This is a genomic window from Winogradskyella sp. Asnod2-B02-A, from assembly GCF_045063645.1.
Taxonomy (GTDB): Bacteria; Bacteroidota; Bacteroidia; order Flavobacteriales; family Flavobacteriaceae; genus Winogradskyella.
The window spans coordinates 1457830-1483314 of the sequence record NZ_JBEFOG010000027.1; the positions used below are offsets into that span (position 1 = coordinate 1457830).

Here is a 25485-nt window from a genome sequence, read left to right on the forward strand (position 1 = left end):
TTTGATTGACCTACAATTTAGGCTGATTGATTGACTATTAGAACGCTAAAACATCGGTTTTGTTACATTTTTCATGAAAAAAAGCCTCGAATTTCGAGGCTTAGTTTAATATATGTTATGATTTTGGAACGTTGTTAATTTATCAAATCTTATGAAATATGCATGTTTTCAAAATTTAATCAGTGATAATAACAATCAAAGGTGATATTTCTGAATCAGTACTATCTTTGATAGCAAACAGTGCAAGATGATCATCTTTTTTTGCGCTCTCAAGATTTTTTAGGGCATCAACATTTAGAGTATTACTCTTTATTGTTTGGGTTGGTTTGCCTGGGATTTTAAACTTAAATTCAGTTACTTTTCCATTCTTAGTGGTGAGTTTTATAGCTTTAATATCATCTCTTGTCATGGGTATTTTACGAGATGTAAAAGTTTTACCATTAACCATAGGTAAGATGCTTTCTTGTGCTTTCTTTTCTTTTGGACTAGATAGCTTCACAACATATTTACCACTGTCATCTAATTGAGAGAGCATCTCTGTGCTTTTGCCTTTACTTTTTATTGCAATTGATTTGGCCTCCTTTGCAGTGATTTTTTTGTTGTCTAAGTAAAAGGTAGCGCCTTGCTTTTCCATATCTTCAATGTATTCTAAGAATGAAGGGTTTTTAGATTGTACTGGAGGTAAATTATCCATTTTAACTTCTTTACCATAGCGATTAAAGTAAGTTGTTTTACCATGACTGGTAGTGTAATAGAACGTTTCGCCATTGATGTCTACACTACCCTGTAAGTCCTCAGGTATTTCTATAACTTCAAAAATCTCGCCGTCTGTTGATTTTGCTGTCCCTACTTTATCAGGATTGGCTTTCATATAAGCATCTGTAGCTTTCTGCATTTTAGCTTTTTGTTCTGGAGTCGCATCATTAGGTATTGGTGGTGGAGGTGGAATTTTATTAATATCTACCATTTTTCCATAACGATCATAATAGGTTGTTTTTCCGTTTTGATGCGTATAGTAATAACTGGCTCCATTTATTTCTATTGGACCAAATTTAGCATTTTCTGTTGCTGGTGGAGGTGGAGGCGGAGGAGGAAAATTAGGAAATGGTTCAGCATTTTTTTTCTGTTCCGTTGTCATTAAGTTATAAGTATGCTTGTGTTTTTCAATGTCCTTTAGCTTAATTACAGGATATGTTTTTGAATTGGTTTCTGCTTTTTCAACAGCGGTATTTATCTTTTTTGCCCAAGTATTATATTCTGCAATTTGTTTTGCTGAGGGTTTTTCTTGTGCGGAAAAATGACTTTCAATTGCAAAAGGCGTATTGCCCTTAGCTCTAATTATTTCTTGATTAGGTGCCACAATACGATAAAATCCATAATCTTGAAGGGAATTATAAATAAACCACATTTCTTTATTCGAAATCTCATTGGCTGAGCTTACATGAATATTCATATAGTTATTACGCTGCTCTGGTGTAATATCTTGATGTAACTGATTAAAGACATCTACAAATGTGCTTTTCGTTGCATTTATGCCATCTACAAAATAATAGCCGTTCTTTAAAACTTTTAAACTAATGCTTCTAGCATAAATCTTTTTTTTCTCAGCACTAGATAGTTTAACCATATAGTTGCCATCAGAATCTTTTTGGGTTGTCATTTCTGTCCGTTTGCCTTTATTATTTGTAGCAATAGACTTCGCTTTATTAGCTGTTATTTTTTCATCATCTAAATAGAAAGATGCACCTTCTTTTTCCATCTCAACGATATATTCTAAAAAGGAAGGGTTGTATATACTTTGATTATCGTCTGGGTTGGGTCCTCCTTTAGATGTTTTTTGTTTTACTGGTGGAGGTGGAGGTGCTATTTGAGACGCATCTGACTGAATAATTTTAAAGTCATACTTTTTAATTAAAGATTTAACTTCTTTAATGATTTTATATGAGTTTTCTGTACCATCATATTTAATATAAACAGCTCTAGAATTATCAAATGATTTAGATAACTTTTTTAGTTTAGATTCTATGCTTTTTATTGATCCTAACTCATCATCTACTAATAGTTGTCCTTTTCTATTAACTAGAATTATCATGATTGGTTTTTCTTGACTATTATAATTGACTTGTTGCGCAGGCACAGGAGGCACAGGTAAAATATTGTACTTTTCTTTTTCTTCTTTTGTAAATAATTTATAAATTTTATCAGCTTGCGCTTTTATAATTCTAAGTTCAGAATTATCTGTTTGAGCTCCATTCAAGTATTTTGATATAGCATTTGAATATGTTTCTGTAGCCTTGTTATAACGATTTAATTGTGAATCTTGGTATGTCTTTTTAAACCCGGATTTTGTATATAAATGGTATTGATTAGGCTGTGGGAATTTTTTGCTACGTGCATTTTTATAAACTGTAGAACCTGAGTAATGTACAAAGTCATTAACTGAATAGTTGCTTAAAATAGAATTAGGAACAGGCTTACCATTTATCCAAATAGCATATTTTTCAGCGTTTTTAAATGCTTCAAATTGTGATGAAGACGGTTTTTTCGGCTTTGTTTTCGAAAGATTTGGTTCTGGAATAAATCGTTTAGGATATTTTTTAACCGTTGATCTTTGATGATCAGACATTAGCTGATCATATATTATAACTGCACGCTCATATTTTGAAGAGAAAATAGTATTAGTTTCAGAATACTCTTTTATAAAATCCCGATACTCTTGCATTAGTTTTTTAGTTGCTCCATCTACATATTGTATATTGTAGTCATTAGCTTCTATTAATTCTTCTTTAATAGCATCAACAATGTCTAATGTTTCTTTTTCAACATATTGCTTTTCGGCAAAACTGTAAAAAAGAATCGCAATAATTGGCAATACTAATAATGTACTTAGCCAAACTCTGGTTTTGGAGGTTTGTGTTTTCATAACTGTAAATCGTTTTTTGATGGATGAATAATTGATGGCACTCGATAATTGATGATTTTGAGTGTTTGATGAAAATTGTAATAATATGTTCTGATAGGTTTTAGCATCAGAACCTTGTTGTAAAACGGCTTGATCTGCTAAAAATTCGTGATTGAGTTTTACATGATGTTTCAAAATATAAATTAAAGGATGAAACCAAAATGCAATTTGAAGTAACTCTAAAATAATAATATCTAAACTATGCAATTGCTTGGCATGCGTTTCTTCATGAAGCATTACTTCTTTCGGTATATTGTTAGATTCGTATCTGGTTTTATTAAAAAAGATATATTTAAAGAATGAATGAGGAATTAAATTCTCTTGCAGTAAAACATAAATAAATGAGCGGTTATTGATGTTTTCATTCTTATAAATACGTCGCTGCATTTTTACGATATTAATCAAAAATCGAATTGAAAATAGCAAAACACCAATTCCGTAAATAAGCCAAAGCGTAGTTTCTAAATCGATGAAGTCTGTTTCTTCAATTGGCATTGCAACAAAAGAAGATTCTATAGGGATAAATAATGGAGCAGTCTCTAAATCGTTAACTATAGGTTCAATATATTCTGTTATTGTTAATGTTGGAATTATTAAGGCTGTAGCTAATGCTCCTAAAAGATAAAATCGTTTAAAATGATGCATGTTTTGTCGCTCTAAAAAAAGCACATAGACTAACCAAAATACAAATAAACAAGCCGAAAGTTTTAATACATAGATTTCCATGATTACTTCTTTTTAATTTCTTGATCAATAATTTTCTTTAAGGCCTCTAACTCCTTTTTAGTTAAATCTGTTTTTCTAGTAAAGAATGAAGCAAACTGAGAGGCACTATCATTAAAAAAAGTTTTAATGAGTCCATTAACATGCTTAGAGAAGTAATCTTCTTTTTTAACTAAAGGAAAATACTCGCGAGATTTACCGTAAGTTTTATAATCCACAAAGCCTTTGCCAATCATACGCTTAAGCAAAGTAGCAACCGTCGTTGTTGCAGGTTTGGGCTCAGGATAGATGTCTAATAAATCTTTCATAAAAGCTTTTTCTAGCTTCCAGAGATGTTGCATTAATTGTTCTTCGGTTTTTGAAAGTTGCATGCTCTACGTATTTAGAATTAACTCTACAAATGTAGAATATATTTTTGAATTCTACAAATGTAGAGTAGTTGTTCTTTAGGATTTGATACGGATAATGGTATTTTATTTTATTTTTTGAAAAGTAAAAAGCCTTATGATTATAAGTAATCATAAGGCTTTAAGGAATGTGCTAAGCTATTCTGTAAGTCGCTTAATTATTTTGATAATTCTGTAAAGTATTTATAAAAATAAGGTATGGTTTCTATACCTTTTAGGTAATTCCACACTCCAAAATGTTCATTTGGTGAGTGTATAGCATCACTATCTAAGCCAAAGCCCATTAAGATGGTTTTGCTATTTAATTCTTGTTCAAAAAGCGAAACAATAGGAATACTGCCTCCACTACGTTGTGGAATTGGTGTTTTTCCAAAAGTTTGTTCATAAGCTTTAGAAGCTGCTTTATAACCAACACTATCAATAGGTGTTACATAACCTTGTCCTCCATGATGAGGTGTCACTTTTACAGTCACTCCTTTTGGCGCGATACTTTCAAAATGAGTTTTAAATAATTCTGTAATCTCTTCCCAATCTTGGTTAGGTACTAAACGCATAGAAATTTTAGCATATGCTTTACTTGCAATAACCGTTTTTGCTCCTTCGCCTGTATAACCTCCCCAAATACCGTTAACATCTAACGTTGGGCGGATTGAATTGCGTTCGTTCGTTGTATAGCCTTCTTCGCCATACACAGCATCAATATCTAATGATTTTTTATAAGCTTCTAATGAAAAAGGTGCTTTTGCCATTTCGGCACGTTCGGCATCAGATAAGTTTTCTACCTTATCATAAAATCCTGGTATGGTAATGTGATTGTTATCATCATGAAGCGATGCAATCATTTTTGTTAGTACATTGATAGGGTTTGCAACAGCACCTCCATAAAGACCCGAATGTAAATCTCTGTTTGGGCCAGTCACTTCAACTTCAACATAACTTAAGCCTCTTAGCCCAGTTGTAATAGAAGGTACATCTGGTGCAATCATTCCAGTATCTGAAATTAAAATGACATCATTTGTTAGTTTTTCGCGATTTGCTTTTACAAATTTTGCAAGGTTAACGCTACCAACTTCCTCTTCACCTTCAATCATAAATTTCACATTACAAGGCAATTCGTTATTCGTTGTCATAAACTCCATGGCTTTGACATGCATATACATTTGGCCTTTGTCGTCGCATGCACCTCTAGCAAAAATAGCACCTTCAGGATGTAATTCTGTTTTCTGAATAATTGGTTCAAAAGGTGGTGAATTCCATAAATTCAAAGGATCTGGTGGTTGTACATCGTAATGTCCGTATACTAAAATAGTCGGCAGGTTTTTATCAATTATTTTTTCGCCATAAACGATAGGATAGCCTTCTGTTTCGCAAATTTCTACATGGTCGCAACCAGCTTTTTCTAAGCTTGTTTTGATAACTTTAGCCGTTTTTAAAACATCTCCTTTATACGCAGAATCAGCGCTAATAGAAGGGATTTTCAATAAATCTATAAGTTCGCCAAGAAAGCGATCTTTATTGTCTTTAATATAAGATTGTATGGATTGCATAAGTGTATTTGATTTTAATCAAAAATATGAATTTATAGAGGAATAAATAGGTTAAGGCTAAACTTTAAGAAATCATTTAGAATTCTTGAAAATTTACTATTTGTATATTGAAACTATTGTTTATATTTGCAACCCAATATTTATTGGATAGTTGCAGGCGTGGTGGAATTGGTAGACACGCTAGACTTAGGATCTAGTGCCGCGAGGTGTGAGAGTTCGAGTCTCTCCGCCTGTACAAAATAAGAAAGCTAACTTTTACGAGTTAGCTTTTTTTGTTTTACTATAATCTTCAAAATATTAATACTTAGTAATTTAAGCTTTTAGAATTTGATCCATTACCCAAGCTGTATGTGCAGCTGTCTCACCAGTTGAAGGATGTATTGCTTGGTTTAATAATTGCTTTTTAATGTTTTCTACATGGTATAATTGAATATTTTCAGGATTTTCAATCATCATACTCTGAGTATTACCATTAGACTCTAAGACGATGGGTTGGTCTGCAAACACAGAAAATTCTATTTTGCCATTACTACCATATATTTTAACTAGGTCTTCTCGATTTTCTGTTCCAAAATTCCAACTACCAGAACCTGTTATTCCTGAATTATGAATCCAATTACCAGTAACAGCATCCATTGCTGAATAAAGGCCTTGTTGGTTTGTAGCAATACCATTTGCTTGTGAAATATCACCTAGTAAAAAGGTGAACAAATCTAAACCATGTGATGCTAGATCGTCAAAGTAACCAGCAGGAGCTATTTTAGCATCTGTACGCCAATTGTAATTTTTAGACAAGTCAATGTTATTAGCTGGTTTACTAAGATGCCAATCGATGTGCCTAATTTTTCCAATTTTATGGGTGTCAATCCATGACTTAACTTGCGTAAATCTTGGCAATGATCGTCTGTAATAAGCAACAAATAAAGGTAGTTTTTTATTTTTAAAAGCCTTATTTATAGCAATACAAGCTTTATATGTAGGTGCCATAGGTTTTTCAATACAACAAATTTTTCCAGCCTCAGCGACTTTCAAAGCATAGTATTCGTGAGAATCAGGAGGTGTGGCTATATAAATGGCGTCAATTTCAGAATCATTAATAAGTTCATCTGCATTTCCATAGAATTTTGAAACATGGTGTCTTTTGGCATGATCTTCTGCTTTGGTAATATCTCTGCGCATTACAGCAGTTAATTCAAATCCTTCTGTTTTCTGGTAAGCAGGACCACTTTTTAGTTCTGTTACATTACCACAGCCAATAATTCCCCAATTGTATGTTTTCATGTTAAATATCTATAAGGATTAGTAGATTTATTATTTTGATGAGCCTCTCATTTTATGTCCCCAAATTGCGAAAAATAAAATCATAGCATAGCAAGGAATTAGAATCCAATAACTTTCTGTAGAGGCAGTAGATAACGCTTCGGCTTCGTTAATACCTGAAGCTATTAATTCGAGTTTGTTGCTATCTACAATTCGACCATATAATGGTGGAATTATGGCACCACCTGAAATGGCCATAATTAATAACGCTGAGGCTGTTTTAGTATGCTTACCAAGTCCGTCTAGAGTTAAGGGCCAAATTGCAGGCCACACTAATGCGTTAGCTATACCTAAAGCTGCAACAAATAAAACAGATGTAAATCCGGATGTTGATAATATGAGAATACTAAATAAAATTCCTAATACAGCACTAGCTACTAATGCCGTTTTTTGTTTAACGTACTTAGGGATTAAAAAGACTCCTAAAGCATAAGTGGCTACCATTGCTAATAAGGTGTAAGTAGTAAAATATTTGGCTTCTTCGCCTGTGAAACCTAATGAAATACCATAGGCTATAATTGTATCTCCTGCAATAACTTCTGCACCTACGTATACAAACAAAGCTAAAACGCCTAGCCATAAATGCGGAAATTGAAAAATAGTTTTACTAGAACATCCATTTGTCGTTGAGGTTTCGTCTTCAATTGGTTCAACATGTGGTAATGGTGCTTTTCTAATTAAAATTGCTAAAATAAATAAGACTGAAGCCATTATTACATAAGGAGTAAAAACACTATCAGCCATAGTATCTAAAAGTACTGCTTTTTCTGAATCAGAAGCCGTAGCAACTTGCTCTTTTACAGCATCAATTCCAGAAAGAAGAATAGCACCAAAAATTACTGATCCTAAAGCACCAGCAACTTTATTGGCAATTCCCATAATTGCAATACGCTTTGCTCCGCTTTCAATTGGTCCTAAAATAGTAATGTATGGGTTGGCTGCTGTTTGTAAAATCGTCATACCAAGGCCTTGAATAAAAATTCCTGTTAAGAATACCCAATAAGTTCTTGCTTCTGCAGCAGGTATAAAAACTAATGCACCAATAGCCATGATAAATAAACCTAAAGACATTCCTTTTCTATAACCAATTTTACTTAGAATATATGATGCAGGCAATGCCATAACTACAAAAGAAATATAGGATGCTGAAGCTACAAAATAAGATTGAGCATCAGTAAGTTCATTAATGGTTTTCATAAATGGAATTAATGCTCCATTAATCCAAGTTACAAAACCGAAAATAAAGAAGAGTCCGGCGATTACAACTATTGGAACTAGGTTGTTTTGGCTTTTTGTACTTATGCTCATAAGCTAGTAATTAGTTAGTGTTGTTTAATAGGTTTGCTTTATTTTTTAGAAAGGCTTACTAACAAATATATTAACTTTAGTGTTCTGAATACTTATCAGTTGCAATAAATACAATATTGATGTTTAAGTGATCGGACATATTTGTTGATTTTATTATTGTATAATCTTGAAAACAAAAAAGAGTTTCTAATTAAAGAAACTCTTTTTTAATATTAATAAACACTGAGTAAGGTGTTAGATTTTAATCAACTTACTTGTTAGTATTCGGTTATCGTTGTTTTGTACTTTAACCATATAGATACCTGAATTTAATGTTGAAATATCAAAGGTGTCAGTCCTTGTAAAATCACCTTTAAATGATTTTACTAATTTTCCTGTTAAATCGTAAACTTCAATATTAGAAACATTCACGTTAACACTAAAAGAAGAATTTGTTGGATTAGGGTAAATTGTAAAACCAAATAAGGCTTCTTCATCTACACTTAATACATTGGTAGGTTGATTACCTAAAATTCTAAATTGACCTGCAGGAATAGAAATACTACTTGTAGAATTACTAACTGTAGTTGTACCTGTAGCATCCATAAGGTCATACCATGTAGTTGTTACACCACTTGGGAAATTTGTGTTAATGGTCTGAGTAACGACATCAAAATTAGCAAGAATGATTACATTTTTTAATTCTGAAGAAGGGATTGAATTATCAAACACATCAATCCTAGGTGTTAAATTTCCTGAGGTGATAGCATAATCTCCTTCAAATACTGGTTCTTCAATTTTTAACTTGTGTAATTTAGACCAATCTTCATAAATCTGACTTCTTAAAGCGTCAGTTAACCAGTCGTTAGTCCATTGCGGTTGTGGCTTAGTTGCAAGCTTGCAGCCATCATTTTCATAACTACCATCAGGACAAGTAAAAATAGAATTATCCATTCCTAGTTCTCCAAAATGCCATATCATTTTTGGTCCAGGTACCATAACTGTAACAGCACCTAATGCTGACATTCTAGATAATGCGGTATTTAAATCTTGAACATTATGGCTTCCGTTACTTGTATTTCCAAAAGCTACATTCTTGTACATTAATCGCTCTTCATCATGACTTTCTGCATAGCCAACTACTCTTGGGCCATTGAAACCAGAGTGAGCCGTATGACCCATTCTGCTGATGTTTTTATCACCACTTTGTGCCATTGTTAATTCGCTGTATGGAGAGTTCATAATTCCCCACATCATTACTCCTTTTCCTTCATCTAATCTATAATTAGCCCATTCTTTTTCTTCATTATCAGAACCTAAATGTTCAAAAATTACATAGTGATCTGGATCTATAGACCATGAGTGATCTGCATATTCTTTTAAAACATCTACACGATCTTGTTGGTAGCTGCCTGTACAACCTTCATCACCATCATAAGTACCGTTACCACAGTTCTGAGTAAATCCTTTAGTTAAATCCCAACGGAAACCATCAATTTTGTATTCATCTATCCAGTAACCAACAACTTGTTTTACATAGTCTCTAGTGTAAGTAGAGCTGTGGTCGAAATCATTACCAACACTATATGAGTGTGTAGGGAAAACATTAAAATAAGGATTATCTGTAGAAGGACCTCCCCAACCATCTCCATCTGGATCATCCATCCACATTCTAACCATTGGATTTCTTCCAAAGGCATGGTTAAATGCAATATCTAATACAACAGCAATACCGTTTTGATGACAAATGTCTACAAGCTCTTTAAATTTTTCTTGAGTACCATAAAACTTGTCAATTGCCATATGAAAAGCCGTATTGTATCCCCAGCTTTCGTTGCCTTCATATTCCATAATCGGCATTAATTCGATGGCATTAATATTTAACGTTTTAAAATAATCAATTCTATTTATAATATTCTGAAAATTTCTTTCGGCATCAAAATCCCTAATTAAAACTTCATATATAATTAAATCTTCCTCATTTGGTTTTGTAAAGTTTGCAACTTGCCAGTTGTATGGTGTTTGATTTGTTTGTAAAACAGTAACTTCTCGCTCTTGTCCTGCTGGATAAGTTGGCATGTTTGGATATGTTGTGTCTGAAATATATGGATCATCAAAAGGAGATAAAACTAAAGAAGAATATGGGTCTGCCGTTTTTACTAGCGAAGGAGAACCCGCTATAGGAGTTACATCACCTACCCAATATTGATAGGTTTCAATTTGTTGAGAAGTTAAACCCGTAAGTTCTAGCCAAAATTGATCTGTTGAGTTGTTCTTCTTCATTGCATAAGCACTAGAAGGATCCCAATTATTAAAACTACCTGCTACATACACAAAATCTTTATTTGGAGCATTTAAGACTAAAGTAGCTTTAGTTGGATCTGCTGAATTATAGTTGATACCATCTTTTAAACCTGACGGTAATGCTTCAGTTATAGTGTTATTTACAATTATAGAAAATGATTTTGTAATACTAGTACCGCTTTGGGTAATTACTAATTCGCATGATTGATTTTCCGTTAAATTAGAAAATAGATAGCCATTATAGAACGTCGTATTATTTTGAGTATGAACGCTAGTACCATTAGCAAATAGTTCATAATTAGCAGGACCTCCCGTATTTTGAGCTAAAATTTGAGTACTACCACCACTATTTACTACAATTATTCCATTTGAACTTGAAGAAGGATTAATCATGTTAACTTGGAAAGCTCCAATATTAAAAATAAAATTGGCACAACCTGTTGCTTTTAGTTCTTGGGTGCCATCAATATTTCTAAATACCATTCCCATTTTAGTAACAGTGCTTTCTTCTGCACTCGTTAAGCTAAAATACGTATTAGGTGTAAAGGTGATGCTCCACGTTCCATCTCCATTATTGGACATTTCTCCTACGCCATCATCTTGTCCCCAGTTTCCGACTACAGCTATTCCGTATTCGTCAGAATCGTCTCCAACACCTAAGTGAGCATAAATCTTTGTAGGATTACTGATGCCATTACAATCCGTATCGCTACTATTTAAATCTACTGTTAGGGTAACAGATTGATCAATCAGTATAGGACTTGGGTTAGTAGTAACTTGGGCTATTCCAATTAATGGCAATAGCAATAAAAAATTAAGTAGTATTTTTTTCATGATTTTATAATTTTAAGGAATAAAGCAAAAGGTTATGATCTATGACCATAACCTTTTGTTTTATAATTATATCACTTTTTTTGTTATAATAAAATTATTCTACAATAATAGTTAGAGCTACTGTATCTATTGTGATAAAGTAAGATCCTGTAGTACCATTAAATGCAAAGTTACTATCACCATCTAAAGCATTTTCTAGGTTGCTACTAAAAGTATAACCAGCATCTGCATAGTATGGGAAGTTTTGACCAGAATCCCAATCTCCTTCTACTGTGAAAAATCTAAAGTTATTGTCTGCGCCATCAAGATTTTGAAGATTAATATTACCTGAGTAAATACCTTCACCAGTACAAACTAACTGAACAGGTGATGTCCATCCCCAACCAGCATCAACGGCACCAGCTCCAACAACCCATAATTGGTCAAATTCACAGTTTCCTGTAGCTTGAGGATCACTTAATGTAATTGTCTTATCTACAGTATTAACAGCTAAATTGTAATAGCCAGTTGTTCCTAAGAATCTAAAATTATTATCACCATCTAATGCGTCTTCAAAGTTAGAATCTATAGTATAACCTTCCTCAATAAAGTAAGGGAAATTTTGACCAGAATTCCAATCTCCTTCAGAAGTAAAGAATCTAAAGGCTTCAGCATTTAATAAATTAACATTCCAAGAGTAAATGCCATCACCAGTACAAGGAAGACTTACAGGTGTAGTCCATCCCCAACCTGCATCTGGTAAACCAGCACCTACAGCCCAAAGTTGGTCTAAATCACATGTAGGACCTTCGTTACCTGTGCTTTCAGGTAAAACTAATGTTAAAGCTTGTGCTTCTGATATTAATTCAACAGTAGAATCAGTACCAATAGAAGCTCTTAATCTAAAATAAACACTTCCAGTATTTGGAATATCTGCAGTAGAAGCATCATTATCTAAACCTGCTTCTGCAGCATATTGCAGCATGTCACCAATAGTTACAGCATAAGCATTTAAATTTGTAGTACCAATAATTTCCATATCTGTAAAATCACCAGTAATAGACTTTTGTAATTCATAGGTAATTTCGGTTTCAACATCAAAATCGGCATCAGCCCAAATAAAACGTTCGCCTAAGTTTCCAGAAGCTGCTGGTGTTAAAATATATTCTGATAAGAAAGAATTCGAAAAAGCTAATTCACCCGTAGGTTCTGCAGTGTATGTTAAACTATCATCACTCTCACATGAATTAAAGCTAATTGCAGCCAATAGCATTAAGGCTATAAATTTTATTGTTTTCATTGTATTGAATTTTTTATTAATATCCTTCATTTTGAATTAAATTAGGGTTAGTTGAAATAGTGTTTGTTGGTATTGGAAATATATTTCTAAATGAACTCGCTGACGTACCATTAGCTTGGTTTCCTTTAAATGGCCATAAGTAAGTGTTAGTTGTGAAATAGTTGTAACGAATTAAATCGGTACGTCTTTGACCTTCCCAATATAATTCTCTTGAGCGTTCATCAAGTACAAAATCTAAACTTAAATCTCCAGAAGAGATATTTCCAGATGCTCCACCATAAGCTCTCATTCTTAACTCATTTATTTTATCAACAGCTGTTGCTAGGCTACCACCACCACCTCTTAGGTTGGCTTCGGCATAGTTTAAATATATTTCAGCTAAACGAATGATAGGTAAATCTGTGTCAACAAAGTCGCCACTACCATCACTACCTTGGTTTCCGTTTGAATCTATATTTTTAAATTTGGTTACAGCATAGCCTTGATTAAATGGAGGAATACTTTCAATTTCTAAGCTCTGTCCATCAGTATAAAACATTGCTCTTTTATCTCCTTCAGCAACAACTTCAGTAAGGTTATAGGTTAAGTTGTCTAGATCAAAAGTGATTAAGTAAGTACCTGCAGTCACTTCAATATTTGCTCCACCAGCTTCTAATGTGCCATCAACACTACCAATTCCGTAATTATTACCCCAATCTTCGTTAAATCTGAATTTCAATAATCCATCAGTTAATTCAGCATATAGTTTAAATTGATTTGTTGCAGTTTCATACATTTCTATATCAGCATCTTCATCAGGATTGCCATCTTCATTTGGATCCCCCCAATTATTTAAATCTCCTACTAATCCCCAATCAGAGAGTGTACCACCAAGACTACTATTTAATGCAGCAAGATCAATTTCTCCTGTTTCAAATTTTTCAACTAATGCTTTAGTGGTTCTGTAGCCTCCCCAGCCACCATTAATACCTAAGCTTGTAGGATCCATAGTTCCACCAGTTGCTCCGTGAACGATAAACGTTGATCCACCATAAGTTTGAGAAAATACACCATCGAAGTTTAATGCAAAAATAAACTCATTTTGAGCACCGTTGGTGTCATTATCTGCTAAAAATAGTTCATCATAAGCTGATCCATTTCCGTTGGCATCTGTAGTATTTATAATGTAAGAAGAATTCATTACATTTTCTGAATAAATGACACAGTCTGTATAACGAGGTGTACCTGTCCATACTTCAGCATTTAAATATAATTTAGAAAGCAAAGCCCATGCAGCCACTTTATCTACTCGTCCATATTCGTTTGCATCTAATAAAAGATCTTGAATGTCTAATAATTCAGACTCAACAAAATCAAATAGTTCAGTTCTAGAACTTTGAGATGGTAGGTCAGTAGAGATTTGTGTCACTATCGGCACATTAGCATAAAAGTCAATCAGGTTATAATAGGCGAATGCTCTTAAAAAACGTGCTTCAGCAATAAAGTTTTGTGCTTCTTCATCTGGTAATTGAGATGCGTTTTCAATGAAGGCATTTGTAAAAGAAACTTCCTGAGCTAAACGAGCATACATAGCTGCTGTAAAATCATTACCAGCAGACCAATATAAACCGTGTAAATCTGGTAAGCCAGGATCACCCCAACCTACAACAGCATGGTCAGTAGTTAACTCGTTTAAGTTAAATAGCATACGTGTATACTGTGAAAACCCTTCGTCAATTCCAGTGATATCTGCTTGCCCTGAAGGACCTTGTTGACCTGTTAATGCTAAACTAGCATATAGCTTAGCTAATGCACTTTTAGCTTCTGTTGCATTAGCAAAAACATCTTGTTCTGTAAAACTATCTGGATCAATTGGATCTTGATCTAAATCATCATGACATGAAGTCATGAAAAATGAGATAGCTGCAATAAAAATTATTTGTTTCATTTTATTTTTCATAATTCATTTTTTTAAAAATCTACATTAACACCAAACACAAATGATCTTGGTCTTGGATAGAAATTACTATCTATACCTCCAGTAATTTCAGGATCTAAACCTTCATAGTCTGTTATAGTAGCAACATTTTGTACAGAGCCATAAATTCTTAGCGATACATCTTTAATGGCGTTATCTAAAGTATAACCTAATGTGATATTATCAATTTTAAAGAAAGAAGCTTCCTCTATATAATGACTACTTAAAAAAGTGTTTTCATTAGATTGACTTACAAATCCGTTTTCTAAATAGCTTGAATGTATATTAGATAAATAATTATTAGTTGATGGCACTACACCATCTAAATAAGAATTACTAGCAGATACGTCGTTGTATGCATAATTACCTATATTAGCTCGCGTTACAACAGCTAAATCCCATTTTTTAAAACTTACGTTGGTGTTTAAACCCATGATAATATCTGCATAAGGATCTTTGTAAATGTACTTGTCTTCATCATTAATAACATTATCTCCGTTTCTATCTACAAAAGCACCTTCAATTGGGTTGCCGGAAGTATCATATACTTGTTGAAATACATAATAACTGTATGGTGCTTCACCTTCTCTTTGTATTTGTACGTTGTTACCATTACCACCACTTATACCACCTACAGACTCTTCAAATGGTAGTTTTGTGATTTCATTATCGTTAATAGCTATATTGTAACCAATAGACCACTCCCAATCTTCCGTTCTTACAGGTACTAAATTTAATTCAAATTCAATACCTTTATTTTCCATATCACCAATGTTCTGCTCAATAGCGGAACCAAAATTTGTTAATGGATCTACTGATGCAAAAGCAATTAAATCTTTGGTTTGTTTTTTGTAAACGTTGACAGCACCAAAAACTCTTTGGTTAAACAAACTGTAATCTAAACCTATATTAAACGTATTACCAACTTCCCATCTTAAATCTTTATTGAAAGGTTCTGGTCTATAAGTTTGGTAAAAGCTATTACCAAATTGATAATTAGCAGAAGATTGACTTCCTGTATATCGGGTTAAAAATTTGTAATCTCCCAATCCATTAGTATTACCTACTTGACCATAACCAAGACGTAATTTTAGGTTATTTATATTTTTACTATCTAAAAAGTCTTCATTAGTAATATTCCATGCAAATGCAACAGAAGGGAAGTAGCCCCAACGATCATCTGGATTTAATTTAGATGATGCATCTGCTCTTAACGTTGCCGTTAATAAATATTTACCATCGTAGTCATAGTTAAAACGACCAAAATAAGACAGCAATACAGCTTTATTTTTGTCAATGAATTCAAAATCAGTCCCTATTTCTTCTGCTTCACTATCGTAACTAAAATTATCATTTTCAAAAGATTGGTAAGAGTAACCAGCTACTGCAGTAATATTATGAATCTCGTTTAAAGATTTTTTATACGTTAAATAGGCATCAAATAACTTGTTGGTTGATGTGTTAGAGTAAGTGCTTCGAGATCCATTCCAAATCGGATCTGAAGTTGGCATTAATTCAGAAACTAAGGTTCTACCATTGCTGTTAGATTCATCAATACCTGTACTTACTGTTGCTGTAATATCAGGAAAGAAATGTAATTTATAATCCGCTTTTAAATTTAATATATAGCGTCTAACTTCAGAACTATCATCTTTTAAGTTTAATAAAGCTAAAGGGTTTGTGCCTGCTAAGAGTGGTTGAGCTCCTCCATTTGCTGAGTCACTCCATGCAAAATAACCTCCATAAAGAGAGTTTGAATCATAAATGGCCTGAGTAGGGTCAAATGTATTAGCACTACCAATAGCATCTCTATTAGCAAATGTATTCTCTGTATAATTACCTCTAGCAGAAATATCAAGTTTTAAGTGATCATCAAATAATTTAGGTGAAAAATTAAGAGAAGCAGTTGTTCTTTGAAAATTATCGCCTATTAATGTTCCGTCATGATCAGAGTGACTTAAAGAAGCTCTCATAGGTACGCCAAAAGCATTACCTAATGCACTAAATGAATGATCTTGGCCAAATGCAGTTTGGTAAATTTCATCTTGCCAATTGGTATTTGAATTTCCTAAAAGACCAATTGTAGTAGCATCTGAATTAGGATGTGTTGTTACAATTTCTCTAAATTGATTGGCATTTAAGATATCAACTCTATCTATTGCCGTATGAATCGTTGTAGAAGATGTTCCACTAAATCTAAAATCTGTGTCTTTTCCTTTTTTTGAGGTTATGATTATAACACCATTAGCTGCTCTTGACCCATAAATTGCTGTAGCAGAAGCGTCTTTTAATACAGTCATACTTTCAATGTCGTTGGGACTAATTACGTTGAGCGGATTTCTCGATCCTCCTACACCTCCATTATCTAATGGGATACCGTCTAAAATAATTAATGGGCTACTTGATAATGATAAAGAACCATTACCTCTAATAAGAATGTTTTGACCATCTCCAGGTGCTCCACTGCCAGAAGTAACAGATACACCTGCTATTTTACCGGAAATTAATTGCTGAGCAGAAACTAAAGGTCCTTGGTTAAAATCTTCAGCCTTTAATAAATCTACGGCTCCCGTTACATCTTCTTTTTGTACTGAGCCATAACCAATTAAGATGACCTCGTCTAATAGAGCAGAGTCTTCTTCAATTACGACATCAATACTAGCTTGACCTGTAAATTCAATTTCTTGAGTGGTATAACCAACATAAGAGAATACTAGAATTTCACCTTGACTTAATTCTAGTGAATATTTACCATCGAAATCTGTAATAGTTCCTCTGGATGTGCCTTTTATAATGACATTTACGCCTGGCATAGGCATGGCATTTGCTTTATCTGTAACAATACCTTTGGCAGTAGATTGCCCTAGCAAGGTTGCTGGTAGCATAATGAGACAGAATAGTAAAGCATTTAAAACTGTTTTCATACAATGTTTTTAAGTTAATTGCTTATTTAATTTAGATTTATATTTTCACTTCTCGGGTTAAATCTAGGTAAATTTAATGTGTTTAGAGTGTTAAATAATATGACGAAAGTCACGAAAACGTTTGCGTGTTAAAAACTTTTAAATAAAAATGATATTATTAGGAAAATAATGAAAAAAATACAAGATTTATACTTTTTAGAGCTATAATTAGGATATCAATAAAATCTAATATTGATATTTGAACTATATTCGTTACATATTTATATTCAAAAATGAGAAGAAAAATTACCCTAAAACAAATTGCTAGAGAGTTAGATGTGTCTATTTCTACAGTGTCAAAAGCATTAAAAAACAGCAAGGAAATAAGTGCAGATACGATTCAGAAAGTACAAGCATTTGCTAAGCTTTATAACTATAGACCTAATAATATTGCTCTAAGCCTTAAGAATAGAAAGACAAATACTATAGGAATTATTATTCCTGAAATAGTACATCATTTTTTCTCAAAAGTAATTAGAGGTGTAGAGTTAGTAGCAAACAAAAGAGGTTATAATGTTATTATAGGATTATCAAATGAGTCTTTCTCTAAGGAAGTTATAAACATGGAAATGCTTGCTAATGGTAGTATTGATGGCTTTATTCTGTCAATGTCTAAAGAAACGTTGCTTCAGCAAGATTACCATCATTATAACGAAACCATGAATCAAGGGATGCCTATTGTAATGTTTGATCGTGTGGTTTCTGAGATTAAATGCGATAAAGTAATAGTAGACGATTTTAATGGTGCAAAAAATGCAGTTGAAAAACTAATATCAAACCAATGTAAACATATTGCTTTAATCACAACGAAAGATTATGTAAGTGTGGGAAGATTAAGAACCCAAGGTTATTTAGAAGCTTTAGAGGAACATAAAATTACACCTCAAGCGGAATTAATCCTAAAAATGGATGATACATTAGATTATGAGGTGCATTTAGAAAAATTAGAGGCAGAGATTGAGCAACTTTTTAAGGCTCATAAAAATATAGATGGCGTATTTGCTGTTAATGAATTATATGCATTATCCGCAATGAAAGTAGCAAGGAGATTAGGTTTAAATGTGCCAAATGACATACAGGTTATTGGTTTTACTGATGGTGTGTTATCAAAACATTCAACACCGAGTTTAACTACTGTAAGTCAACATGCGCAGTTAATGGGAGAACGTGCAGCAGACTTATTAATAGATAAAATTGAAAATGATTTTGAAACTGAGGAAGAGCACTTTCAAACCGTTGTAATTAATACCGAATTAGTGGAGCGAGAATCTACGAAATAGAAATTTATTATTGTTGTATTAAAATCTTTTATATCTTTGACGCATAATCAAAACTTATATTTTCACTTCTCACAATAAGTTTTGATAAGTTAAGCTTATCAGAATAGTATCAATTTAAACATACTATTTCATGAAAAAGCGTATTCTCGGATTCTGGGAAATTTGGAACATGAGTTTCGGATTTTTAGGAATTCAATTCGGTTTTGCTTTACAAGGTGGCTTTATGTCGCGAATATTTCAAACACTTGGTGCAGATAAGCATGATATTCCACTTTTGTGGATAGCAGCTCCTTTGACCGGTTTGCTTGTGCAACCTATTATAGGTTATATGAGTGACCGAACATGGAGTCCAAAATGGGGAAGGCGACGACCTTACTTTTTAGTTGGAGCCATATTAAGTTCAATAGCCTTATTTTTTGTGCCTTACTCACCAGCCTTATGGATTGCAGCCGGATTTCTTTGGATTCTTGATGCGTCTATTAATGTATCTATGGAGCCCTTTAGAGCTTTAGTTGCAGACAAATTAGATGAGTCACAAAGAACCTATGGTTTTGTAATGCAAACTTTAATTATTGGAATCGGAACTTGGGTAGCCAGTAATTTACCTTGGTTGGTCTCAGAAATGGGAGTGAGCGATGCTGCAGATTTGGGCGTTGTGCCAGATTCTGTAAAAATTGCATTTGCTATAGGTGCATTTGTATTCTTAATTAGTATTCTTTACACCGTTTTTACTACTACCGAATATCCGCCAGAGGATATGGAAGAATTTGAGAGAGAGAAAGCTCAAAAAAACAGGTTCGTTTCAGATATTACTGCTAATATAGGAAATATGCCTTCTACAATGAAGAAATTAGGTATCATCCAATTTTTTAGTTGGTTTGCCTTTTTTACCATGTGGAGTATGGCAAATCCTGCATTAACAGAACATGTTTACAAAACACCAGCACCTATTGAAGCTAATTTTGATATGACTAATGCTGCAGATAAGGAAGCATTTGATATCGAAAATACGGCTTTTCAAAAAGCATCAAATTCAGTGGGTTCTGCGATGGGAGTTTATGGATTGTCATCAATGGCTTTTGCTTTATTATTTGTGTTTTATACTAGAAAACGAAATATCAATAGAAAATATGTGCACATGTTATCCTTGTGGATTGGTGGAGCAGGCTTTCTATTAATGATGGTCGTTTCGCCTGAACAACTCAAATACTGTTTTATGTTAATAGGTATTGCTTGGGGAAGTATTCTTTCCATGCCATATGCCATGTTATCTAGCTCAGTAGATCCCAAAAAGATGGGAATGTTTATGGGGATTTTCAATATGTTTATTGTAATCCCTCAAATTATTGCTGCACTTGGAGGTATTAATTTTGTGTCCGGACTTTTAGGAGACGATGCTATTAATGCTATGACTATTGCAGGCTTAAGTTTAATAATCGCTGGTTTGTGTAATTTCTTAATCACGGAAAAAGCAGCAATCTCATATCAACCAACAGAATAAAATTTTAAAATGAACAAAAAAGGATTCATATTCGATTTAGATGGTGTCATTGTAGATACTGCAAAATATCACTTTAAAGCTTGGCAAAAATTAGCTAAAGGTTTAGGTATTGATTTTACCGAAGAAGAAAACGAACAACTTAAAGGTGTTAGCCGTGTTCGTTCTTTAGAAAAAATATTGGCTTGGGGAAATAAAACCATTTCTCAAGAATTGTTCAATGAGCTCATGGGCAAAAAGAACGAAGAGTATTTAGGTTACATCGCAGAAATGGATGAGAGTGAAATCTTACCAGATGTACCAAGAGTCTTAAATACCTTAAAAGAAAACAATCAACCAATCTCTTTAGGTTCTGCGAGTAAAAATGCAAGAACAATTTTAGAGCGTGTCAGCCTCATGTCAGATTTTAATGCTATCGTAGATGGTAATGATGTTACCAAAGCAAAGCCAGATCCAGAGGTATTTCTTATCGCAGCAAAAGAGATTAATATAAAACCAAAAGACTGTATTGTGTTTGAAGATTCAGTAGCTGGTGTTACCGCTGCAAATACTGCAAATATGATATCTATAGGTATCGGAAGCAAGGATGTTCTAGGTCATGCAGATTACGTATTCAATGATTTTACGGAAATCTCAGATGATTTTATAAAATCCCTTATAGAGAATTAAATAGAAGTAAAACGTTTCAAAAAGAGACTTTTAAATAAAATTAGAATGAACCTAGATTATATTATCCCAAACGATTGGTCAATTATAGAAGAAGGATTTGATCCAAATCAGGTTAAGGCATCAGAAAGTTTATTTAGCATCGGAAATGGTGCTATGGGACAACGTGCCAATTTTGAAGAAAAATATTCAGGCCCAACATTTCAAGGGAGTTACATCGCTGGAGTTTACTATCCTGATAAAACCAGAGTAGGTTGGTGGAAAAACGGTTATCCAGAATATTTTGCAAAAGTATTAAATGCACCAAATTGGATTGGTATTAATATCTCAGTTAATGGTGAACAACTCGATTTATTCGCTTGTAAAGACATAAAAAACTTTAGAAGAGAATTAAACATGAAAGAAGGTTGGCTCTCTAGAAGTTTCGTGGCTACACTTCAAAATGATATTGAAGTTGAAGTGAAAACAACACGTTTTTTAAGTTTAGATTTAGATGAAGTAGGAGCAATTAATTTCAACATTAAGCCACTAAATTCAAAAGCTGAAATCACCTTTGAACCTTATTTAGATTCAGGTATTACTAATGAAGATACCAATTGGGATGATAAGTTTTGGGATACTTTAAATGTAAGTCACGAGAATAATCAAGCCTTCATTCAGGCTAAAACCATGAAAACAGATTTTTACACCTGTACATTCATGGAATCTCAAGTTTACATAGACGGAAAGTTGGTTGTAACAGAACCAAATTTTACGGCAGATTCTAATGTAGCATCTTTCAGTTATAGCTATAACGTTGAGCAAGGAGAAACCTATTCTATTCATAAATTTGGAGGTTATACGGTAGATCGTGATCATAATAAAAATGAATTGCTAAATGCTGCAAAATCTACTTTAAGTAAAGCTACATCAGCCGGTTTTTCTAAATTATTAGAAGACCAAAAACAAGCTTGGGCTCAAATTTGGGATATGGCAGACATTACTATAACAGGTGATGTAAAAGCACAACAAGGAATACGTTTTAATATTTTTCACCTTAACCAAACCTATTTAGGTACAGATGAAACTTTAAATATAGGTCCTAAAGGATTTACTGGAGAGAAATATGGTGGAAGTACATATTGGGATACCGAAGCGTATTGTATTCCTTTTTATATGGCAACAAAAGATCAAAGTGTTGCTAGAAAATTATTAGCTTACAGACATAATCATTTGCCAAAAGCCATTGAAAATGCTGAGAAATTAGGCTTTACTAATGGAGCAGCATTGTACCCAATGGTAACTATGAATGGCGAAGAATGCCATAACGAATGGGAAATTACCTTTGAAGAAATTCATAGAAATGGAGCTATTGCGTTTGCTATTTTCAATTACTATAGATATACAGGAGACTTTAGTTACATTCCAGAAATGGGTCTTGAAGTACTTATTGGAATTTCGCGTTTTTGGCATCAGAGAGCAAATTTCTCTACGCATAAAAATAAGTTTATGATTCTTGGAGTTACAGGACCCAACGAATACGAAAATAACGTAAACAACAATTGGTACACTAACTATATCGCCAAATGGTGTATTGATTATACTTTAGAAACTATTGAAAAAGTAAAAGAAGGTTATAGCAATGATTTTGATAGAATTTCTGGTATAACAAAAATTACAAATGAAGAGTTAGCACTTTGGAAAAAAGTAGCGGATAATATGTATTTTCCATATTCCGAAGAGCATAATGTGTTTTTACAGCAAGATGGCTTTTTAGATAAAGAATTAATTACCGTTGCAGATTTAGATAAATCACAAAGACCAATTAATCAGAAATGGTCTTGGGATAGAATCTTACGTTCGCCATACATAAAACAAGCAGATACGCTTCAAGGTATGTATTTCTTCGAAGATCAATTTACAACAGAAGAATTAGAACGTCATTTCGATTTTTACGAACCATTTACAGTGCATGAAAGTTCATTGTCGCCATGTGTACATAGTATACAAGCTGCTAAATTAGACAGAATGGACCAAGCGTATACCTTTTATTTAAGAACATCACGTTTAGATTTAGATGATTATAATCATGAGGTTCATGAAGGTTTGCACATTACTTCAATGGCTGGTACTTGGATGAGTATTGTTGAAGGTTTTGGTGGCATGAGAATTAAGAATGATACCTTATCGTTTGAACCAAAAATTCCTGCACAATGGGAAGGCTATTCATTTAAAGTGAATTTCAGACATCAAATTATCACAGTAAGTGTTAATCAAAATGAAACACAATTTAAACTCGAAGGTGATAAAGGTTTAACTATTTATGTGGATGGAAAAGAAGTTTCTATAAGTCCTAATAATATGGTTACTGTCTAATTTAGAAGACCTAGCAGGTTTTTAAAACCTAGCAGGTCTAAAACATGAATTAAATATCCTGCAAGGTTTCAAAAACCTTGTAGGTATTTGTTTAAGATTGTTACAATAACTTGTTTCATTTTTAAAATAAATTACAATGAAAACACTAAAACTAATTCTAATTACACTACTAGTTGCAATGGTGTTTTCATGTCAGGAAACCATATCTGAAGAAAATGAAGTTTCAGAATCTGTAACTGAAATCCAAAACGATATAGAAAAAGTAGAACCACCACATTGGTGGATTGGTTTCAAAAATCAAGACTTACAATTACTGGTAAAGCATCCTAATATTGGTAAGGCAACTGCAAAAATCAACTATGCTGGTGTTAGTTTAGTGGAAACGCATAAAGCCGATAGTCCTAATTATCTCTTCTTAGATTTAGAAATTTCAGAAGCCACAAAAGCAGGACAATTCAATATTACATTTCAGCTTGAAGATGATTCAGAATTAATTCAAACTTACGAGTTAAAATCACGAGAGAAATCAGCTGAAGATTACATTGGTTTTAATAGTAGCGATGCTATTTATCTAATCACACCAGATCGTTTTGCAAACGCTAATCCTCAAAATGATGAGGTAGAAGGATTGCTTCAACAAGGTATTGATAGAACAGATGGTTATGCTAGACATGGTGGAGATTTAGAAGGCATAACTAACCATTTAGATTATATTGAAGATATAGGCTTTACTGCGGTTTGGCCATGTCCTGTATTAGAAAATGATATGCCAAGTGGATCTTATCATGGTTACGCTATGACCGATTTTTACAAAGTAGATCCAAGATTTGGAACATTAGAAGATTATAAAACTTTAGCAAATGAGTTAGAAGCTAGAGACATGAAACTCATTATGGACCAAGTTGCTAATCATTGTGGTTTAGAACATTGGTGGATGAAGGATTTGCCATTTAATGATTGGGTGAATTATCAAAAACTATACGAAGACAATAAAAACCATTGGGATTGGAAAACAACTAAAACATCTAATCACAGACGTACCACTAACCAAGATCCTTATGCTTCTAAATTAGATCATAAAGAAATGACAGATGGTTGGTTTGTTTCTGGAATGCCAGATCTTAATCAGCGCAATCCATTTATGGCCAATTATATTACTCAAAATAGTATTTGGTGGGTTGAGACACTTGGTTTAGGAGGCATTAGACAAGATACTTATCCTTATCCTGATAAGGATTTTATGAGTCATTGGGCTGGAGCGATTATGGCAGAATATCCAAATTTCTCAATCGTAGGAGAGGAATGGAGCTATAATCCATTATTAATTGGCTATTGGCAAAAAGAACATAAAAATTATGATAAGTATGAGTCTAATTTAACCTCTACTATGGATTTTGCTATGCAAAGGAATATCGTTGACGCTTTAAATGAAAATGAATCTTGGGATAAAGGTTTGGTTAAAATGTATGAAGGCTTAGCTAACGACTTCGCGTATACATCACCAAAAAATATTATGGCGTTTCCAGATAACCATGATATGAGTCGCATTTTTACTCAACTAAATGGTAATGTAATTCATACTAAAATGGCATTGAGCTATTTATTAATGATGCCTAGAATTCCACAAATCTATTACGGAACAGAAATCTTAATGGACGATTTTAATAATCCTGGAGATCATGGGTTAATAAGAACAGATTTTCCAGGTGGATGGTCTGAAGATTCGATTAATGCATTTACAGGAGAAGGACTTTCTCCAAAACAAAAAGAAATGCAATTATTTCTTAAAAAAATATTGACTTATAGAAAAACAAGTGAGGCTTTACATAATGGTAAAACGTTACACTTTGCACCACAAGATGGTATTTATGTTTTAGCTCGCATTGCAGATAATGAAACTGTTGTGCATATTATAAATAAAAACGAAGAAGAGCAAAACTTAGATTTAACACGTTTTAAAGAGCTAGGATTAGACGGAAAAACACTTAAAAATATAATGAATCAAGAAGAAATAAAATGGAACACTAGTATAAATTTAAAGACTAAGGGAAGTTTAATTTTTTCTACGAGTTTATAAAGCTACTAGGACACAAAAGATTTAAA

At 33.1% G+C, this 25485-nt stretch carries 14 protein-coding genes and 1 tRNA gene; 6 read left to right on the forward strand and 9 right to left on the reverse strand.

The genetic code is table 11. The annotated features are described in order from the left end of the window. Positions 1-175: 175 nt before the first annotated feature. The 3 genes from ACJJVO_RS14410 to ACJJVO_RS14420 form a co-directional block, all read right to left on the reverse strand. Positions 176-3688, reverse strand: a complete 3513-nt coding sequence (locus tag ACJJVO_RS14410; RefSeq protein ID WP_405575338.1) for a M56 family metallopeptidase — start codon at positions 3686-3688, stop codon at positions 176-178. 2 nt (positions 3689-3690) lie between these two features. Continuing rightward, entirely contained in the window at positions 3691-4056 is a 366-nt protein-coding gene (locus ACJJVO_RS14415) for a BlaI/MecI/CopY family transcriptional regulator (RefSeq protein ID WP_405575339.1), read from the reverse strand. Positions 4057-4250: 194 nt separating this feature from the next. After that, complete coding sequence (locus ACJJVO_RS14420; RefSeq protein WP_405575341.1) at positions 4251-5639, reverse strand: dipeptidase; 1389 nt, start codon at positions 5637-5639, stop codon at positions 4251-4253. A gap of 153 nt (positions 5640-5792) precedes the next feature. Here ACJJVO_RS14420 and ACJJVO_RS14425 point away from each other — a divergent pair. Then, positions 5793-5874: transfer RNA gene (locus tag ACJJVO_RS14425), tRNA-Leu, on the forward strand. A 77-nt stretch (positions 5875-5951) separates the two neighbouring features. Here the strand turns inward: ACJJVO_RS14425 and ACJJVO_RS14430 are convergent. The 6 genes from ACJJVO_RS14430 to ACJJVO_RS14455 all read right to left on the reverse strand — a co-directional run bounded on the left by ACJJVO_RS14430 (position 5952) and on the right by ACJJVO_RS14455 (position 17544). Then, positions 5952-6920, reverse strand: a complete 969-nt coding sequence (locus ACJJVO_RS14430) for a Gfo/Idh/MocA family protein (protein ID WP_405575342.1) — start codon at positions 6918-6920, stop codon at positions 5952-5954. Positions 6921-6950: 30 nt separating this feature from the next. Continuing rightward, positions 6951-8267: a sugar MFS transporter gene (locus ACJJVO_RS14435; RefSeq protein WP_405575344.1), complete on the reverse strand. Its 1317-nt coding sequence runs from the start codon at positions 8265-8267 to the stop codon at positions 6951-6953. A gap of 234 nt (positions 8268-8501) precedes the next feature. Continuing rightward, positions 8502-11384 carry an alpha-amylase family glycosyl hydrolase gene (locus tag ACJJVO_RS14440; protein WP_405575346.1) on the reverse strand — a complete coding sequence of 961 codons (2883 nt, stop codon included), beginning with the start codon at positions 11382-11384 and terminating at the stop codon, positions 8502-8504. Positions 11385-11478: 94 nt separating this feature from the next. Then, the gene (locus tag ACJJVO_RS14445) at positions 11479-12663 is read right to left on the reverse strand and encodes a SusE domain-containing protein (protein WP_405575347.1); all 1185 of its coding nucleotides are present in this window, start codon (positions 12661-12663) and stop codon (positions 11479-11481) included. A 16-nt stretch (positions 12664-12679) separates the two neighbouring features. Further along, positions 12680-14602: a RagB/SusD family nutrient uptake outer membrane protein gene (locus ACJJVO_RS14450; protein ID WP_405575349.1), complete on the reverse strand. Its 1923-nt coding sequence runs from the start codon at positions 14600-14602 to the stop codon at positions 12680-12682. Between the two features lie 11 nt (positions 14603-14613). Continuing rightward, the gene (locus tag ACJJVO_RS14455; protein ID WP_405575351.1) at positions 14614-17544 is read right to left on the reverse strand and encodes a SusC/RagA family TonB-linked outer membrane protein; all 2931 of its coding nucleotides are present in this window, start codon (positions 17542-17544) and stop codon (positions 14614-14616) included. Positions 17545-17816: 272 nt separating this feature from the next. Between ACJJVO_RS14455 and ACJJVO_RS14460 the strand changes: the two genes are divergently transcribed. From ACJJVO_RS14460 to ACJJVO_RS14480, 5 genes are all read left to right on the forward strand, one after another. Next, on the forward strand, positions 17817-18863 hold the full coding sequence (locus ACJJVO_RS14460; RefSeq protein WP_405575353.1) for a LacI family DNA-binding transcriptional regulator: 1047 nt from the start codon (positions 17817-17819) through the stop codon (positions 18861-18863). Between the two features lie 130 nt (positions 18864-18993). Beyond that, a complete protein-coding gene (locus ACJJVO_RS14465) occupies positions 18994-20364 on the forward strand; it encodes an MFS transporter (protein WP_405575354.1) in 1371 nt (456 codons plus the stop codon). 9 nt (positions 20365-20373) lie between these two features. Beyond that, a complete protein-coding gene (gene pgmB / locus ACJJVO_RS14470) occupies positions 20374-21030 on the forward strand; it encodes a beta-phosphoglucomutase (RefSeq protein ID WP_405575356.1) in 657 nt (218 codons plus the stop codon). 45 nt (positions 21031-21075) lie between these two features. After that, positions 21076-23382, forward strand: a complete 2307-nt coding sequence (locus tag ACJJVO_RS14475) for a glycoside hydrolase family 65 protein (RefSeq protein ID WP_405575358.1) — start codon at positions 21076-21078, stop codon at positions 23380-23382. Positions 23383-23518: 136 nt separating this feature from the next. Next, positions 23519-25459, forward strand: coding sequence for a glycoside hydrolase family 13 protein (locus tag ACJJVO_RS14480; protein ID WP_405575360.1), 1941 nt, complete (start codon positions 23519-23521; stop codon positions 25457-25459). Positions 25460-25485 lie beyond the last annotated feature (26 nt).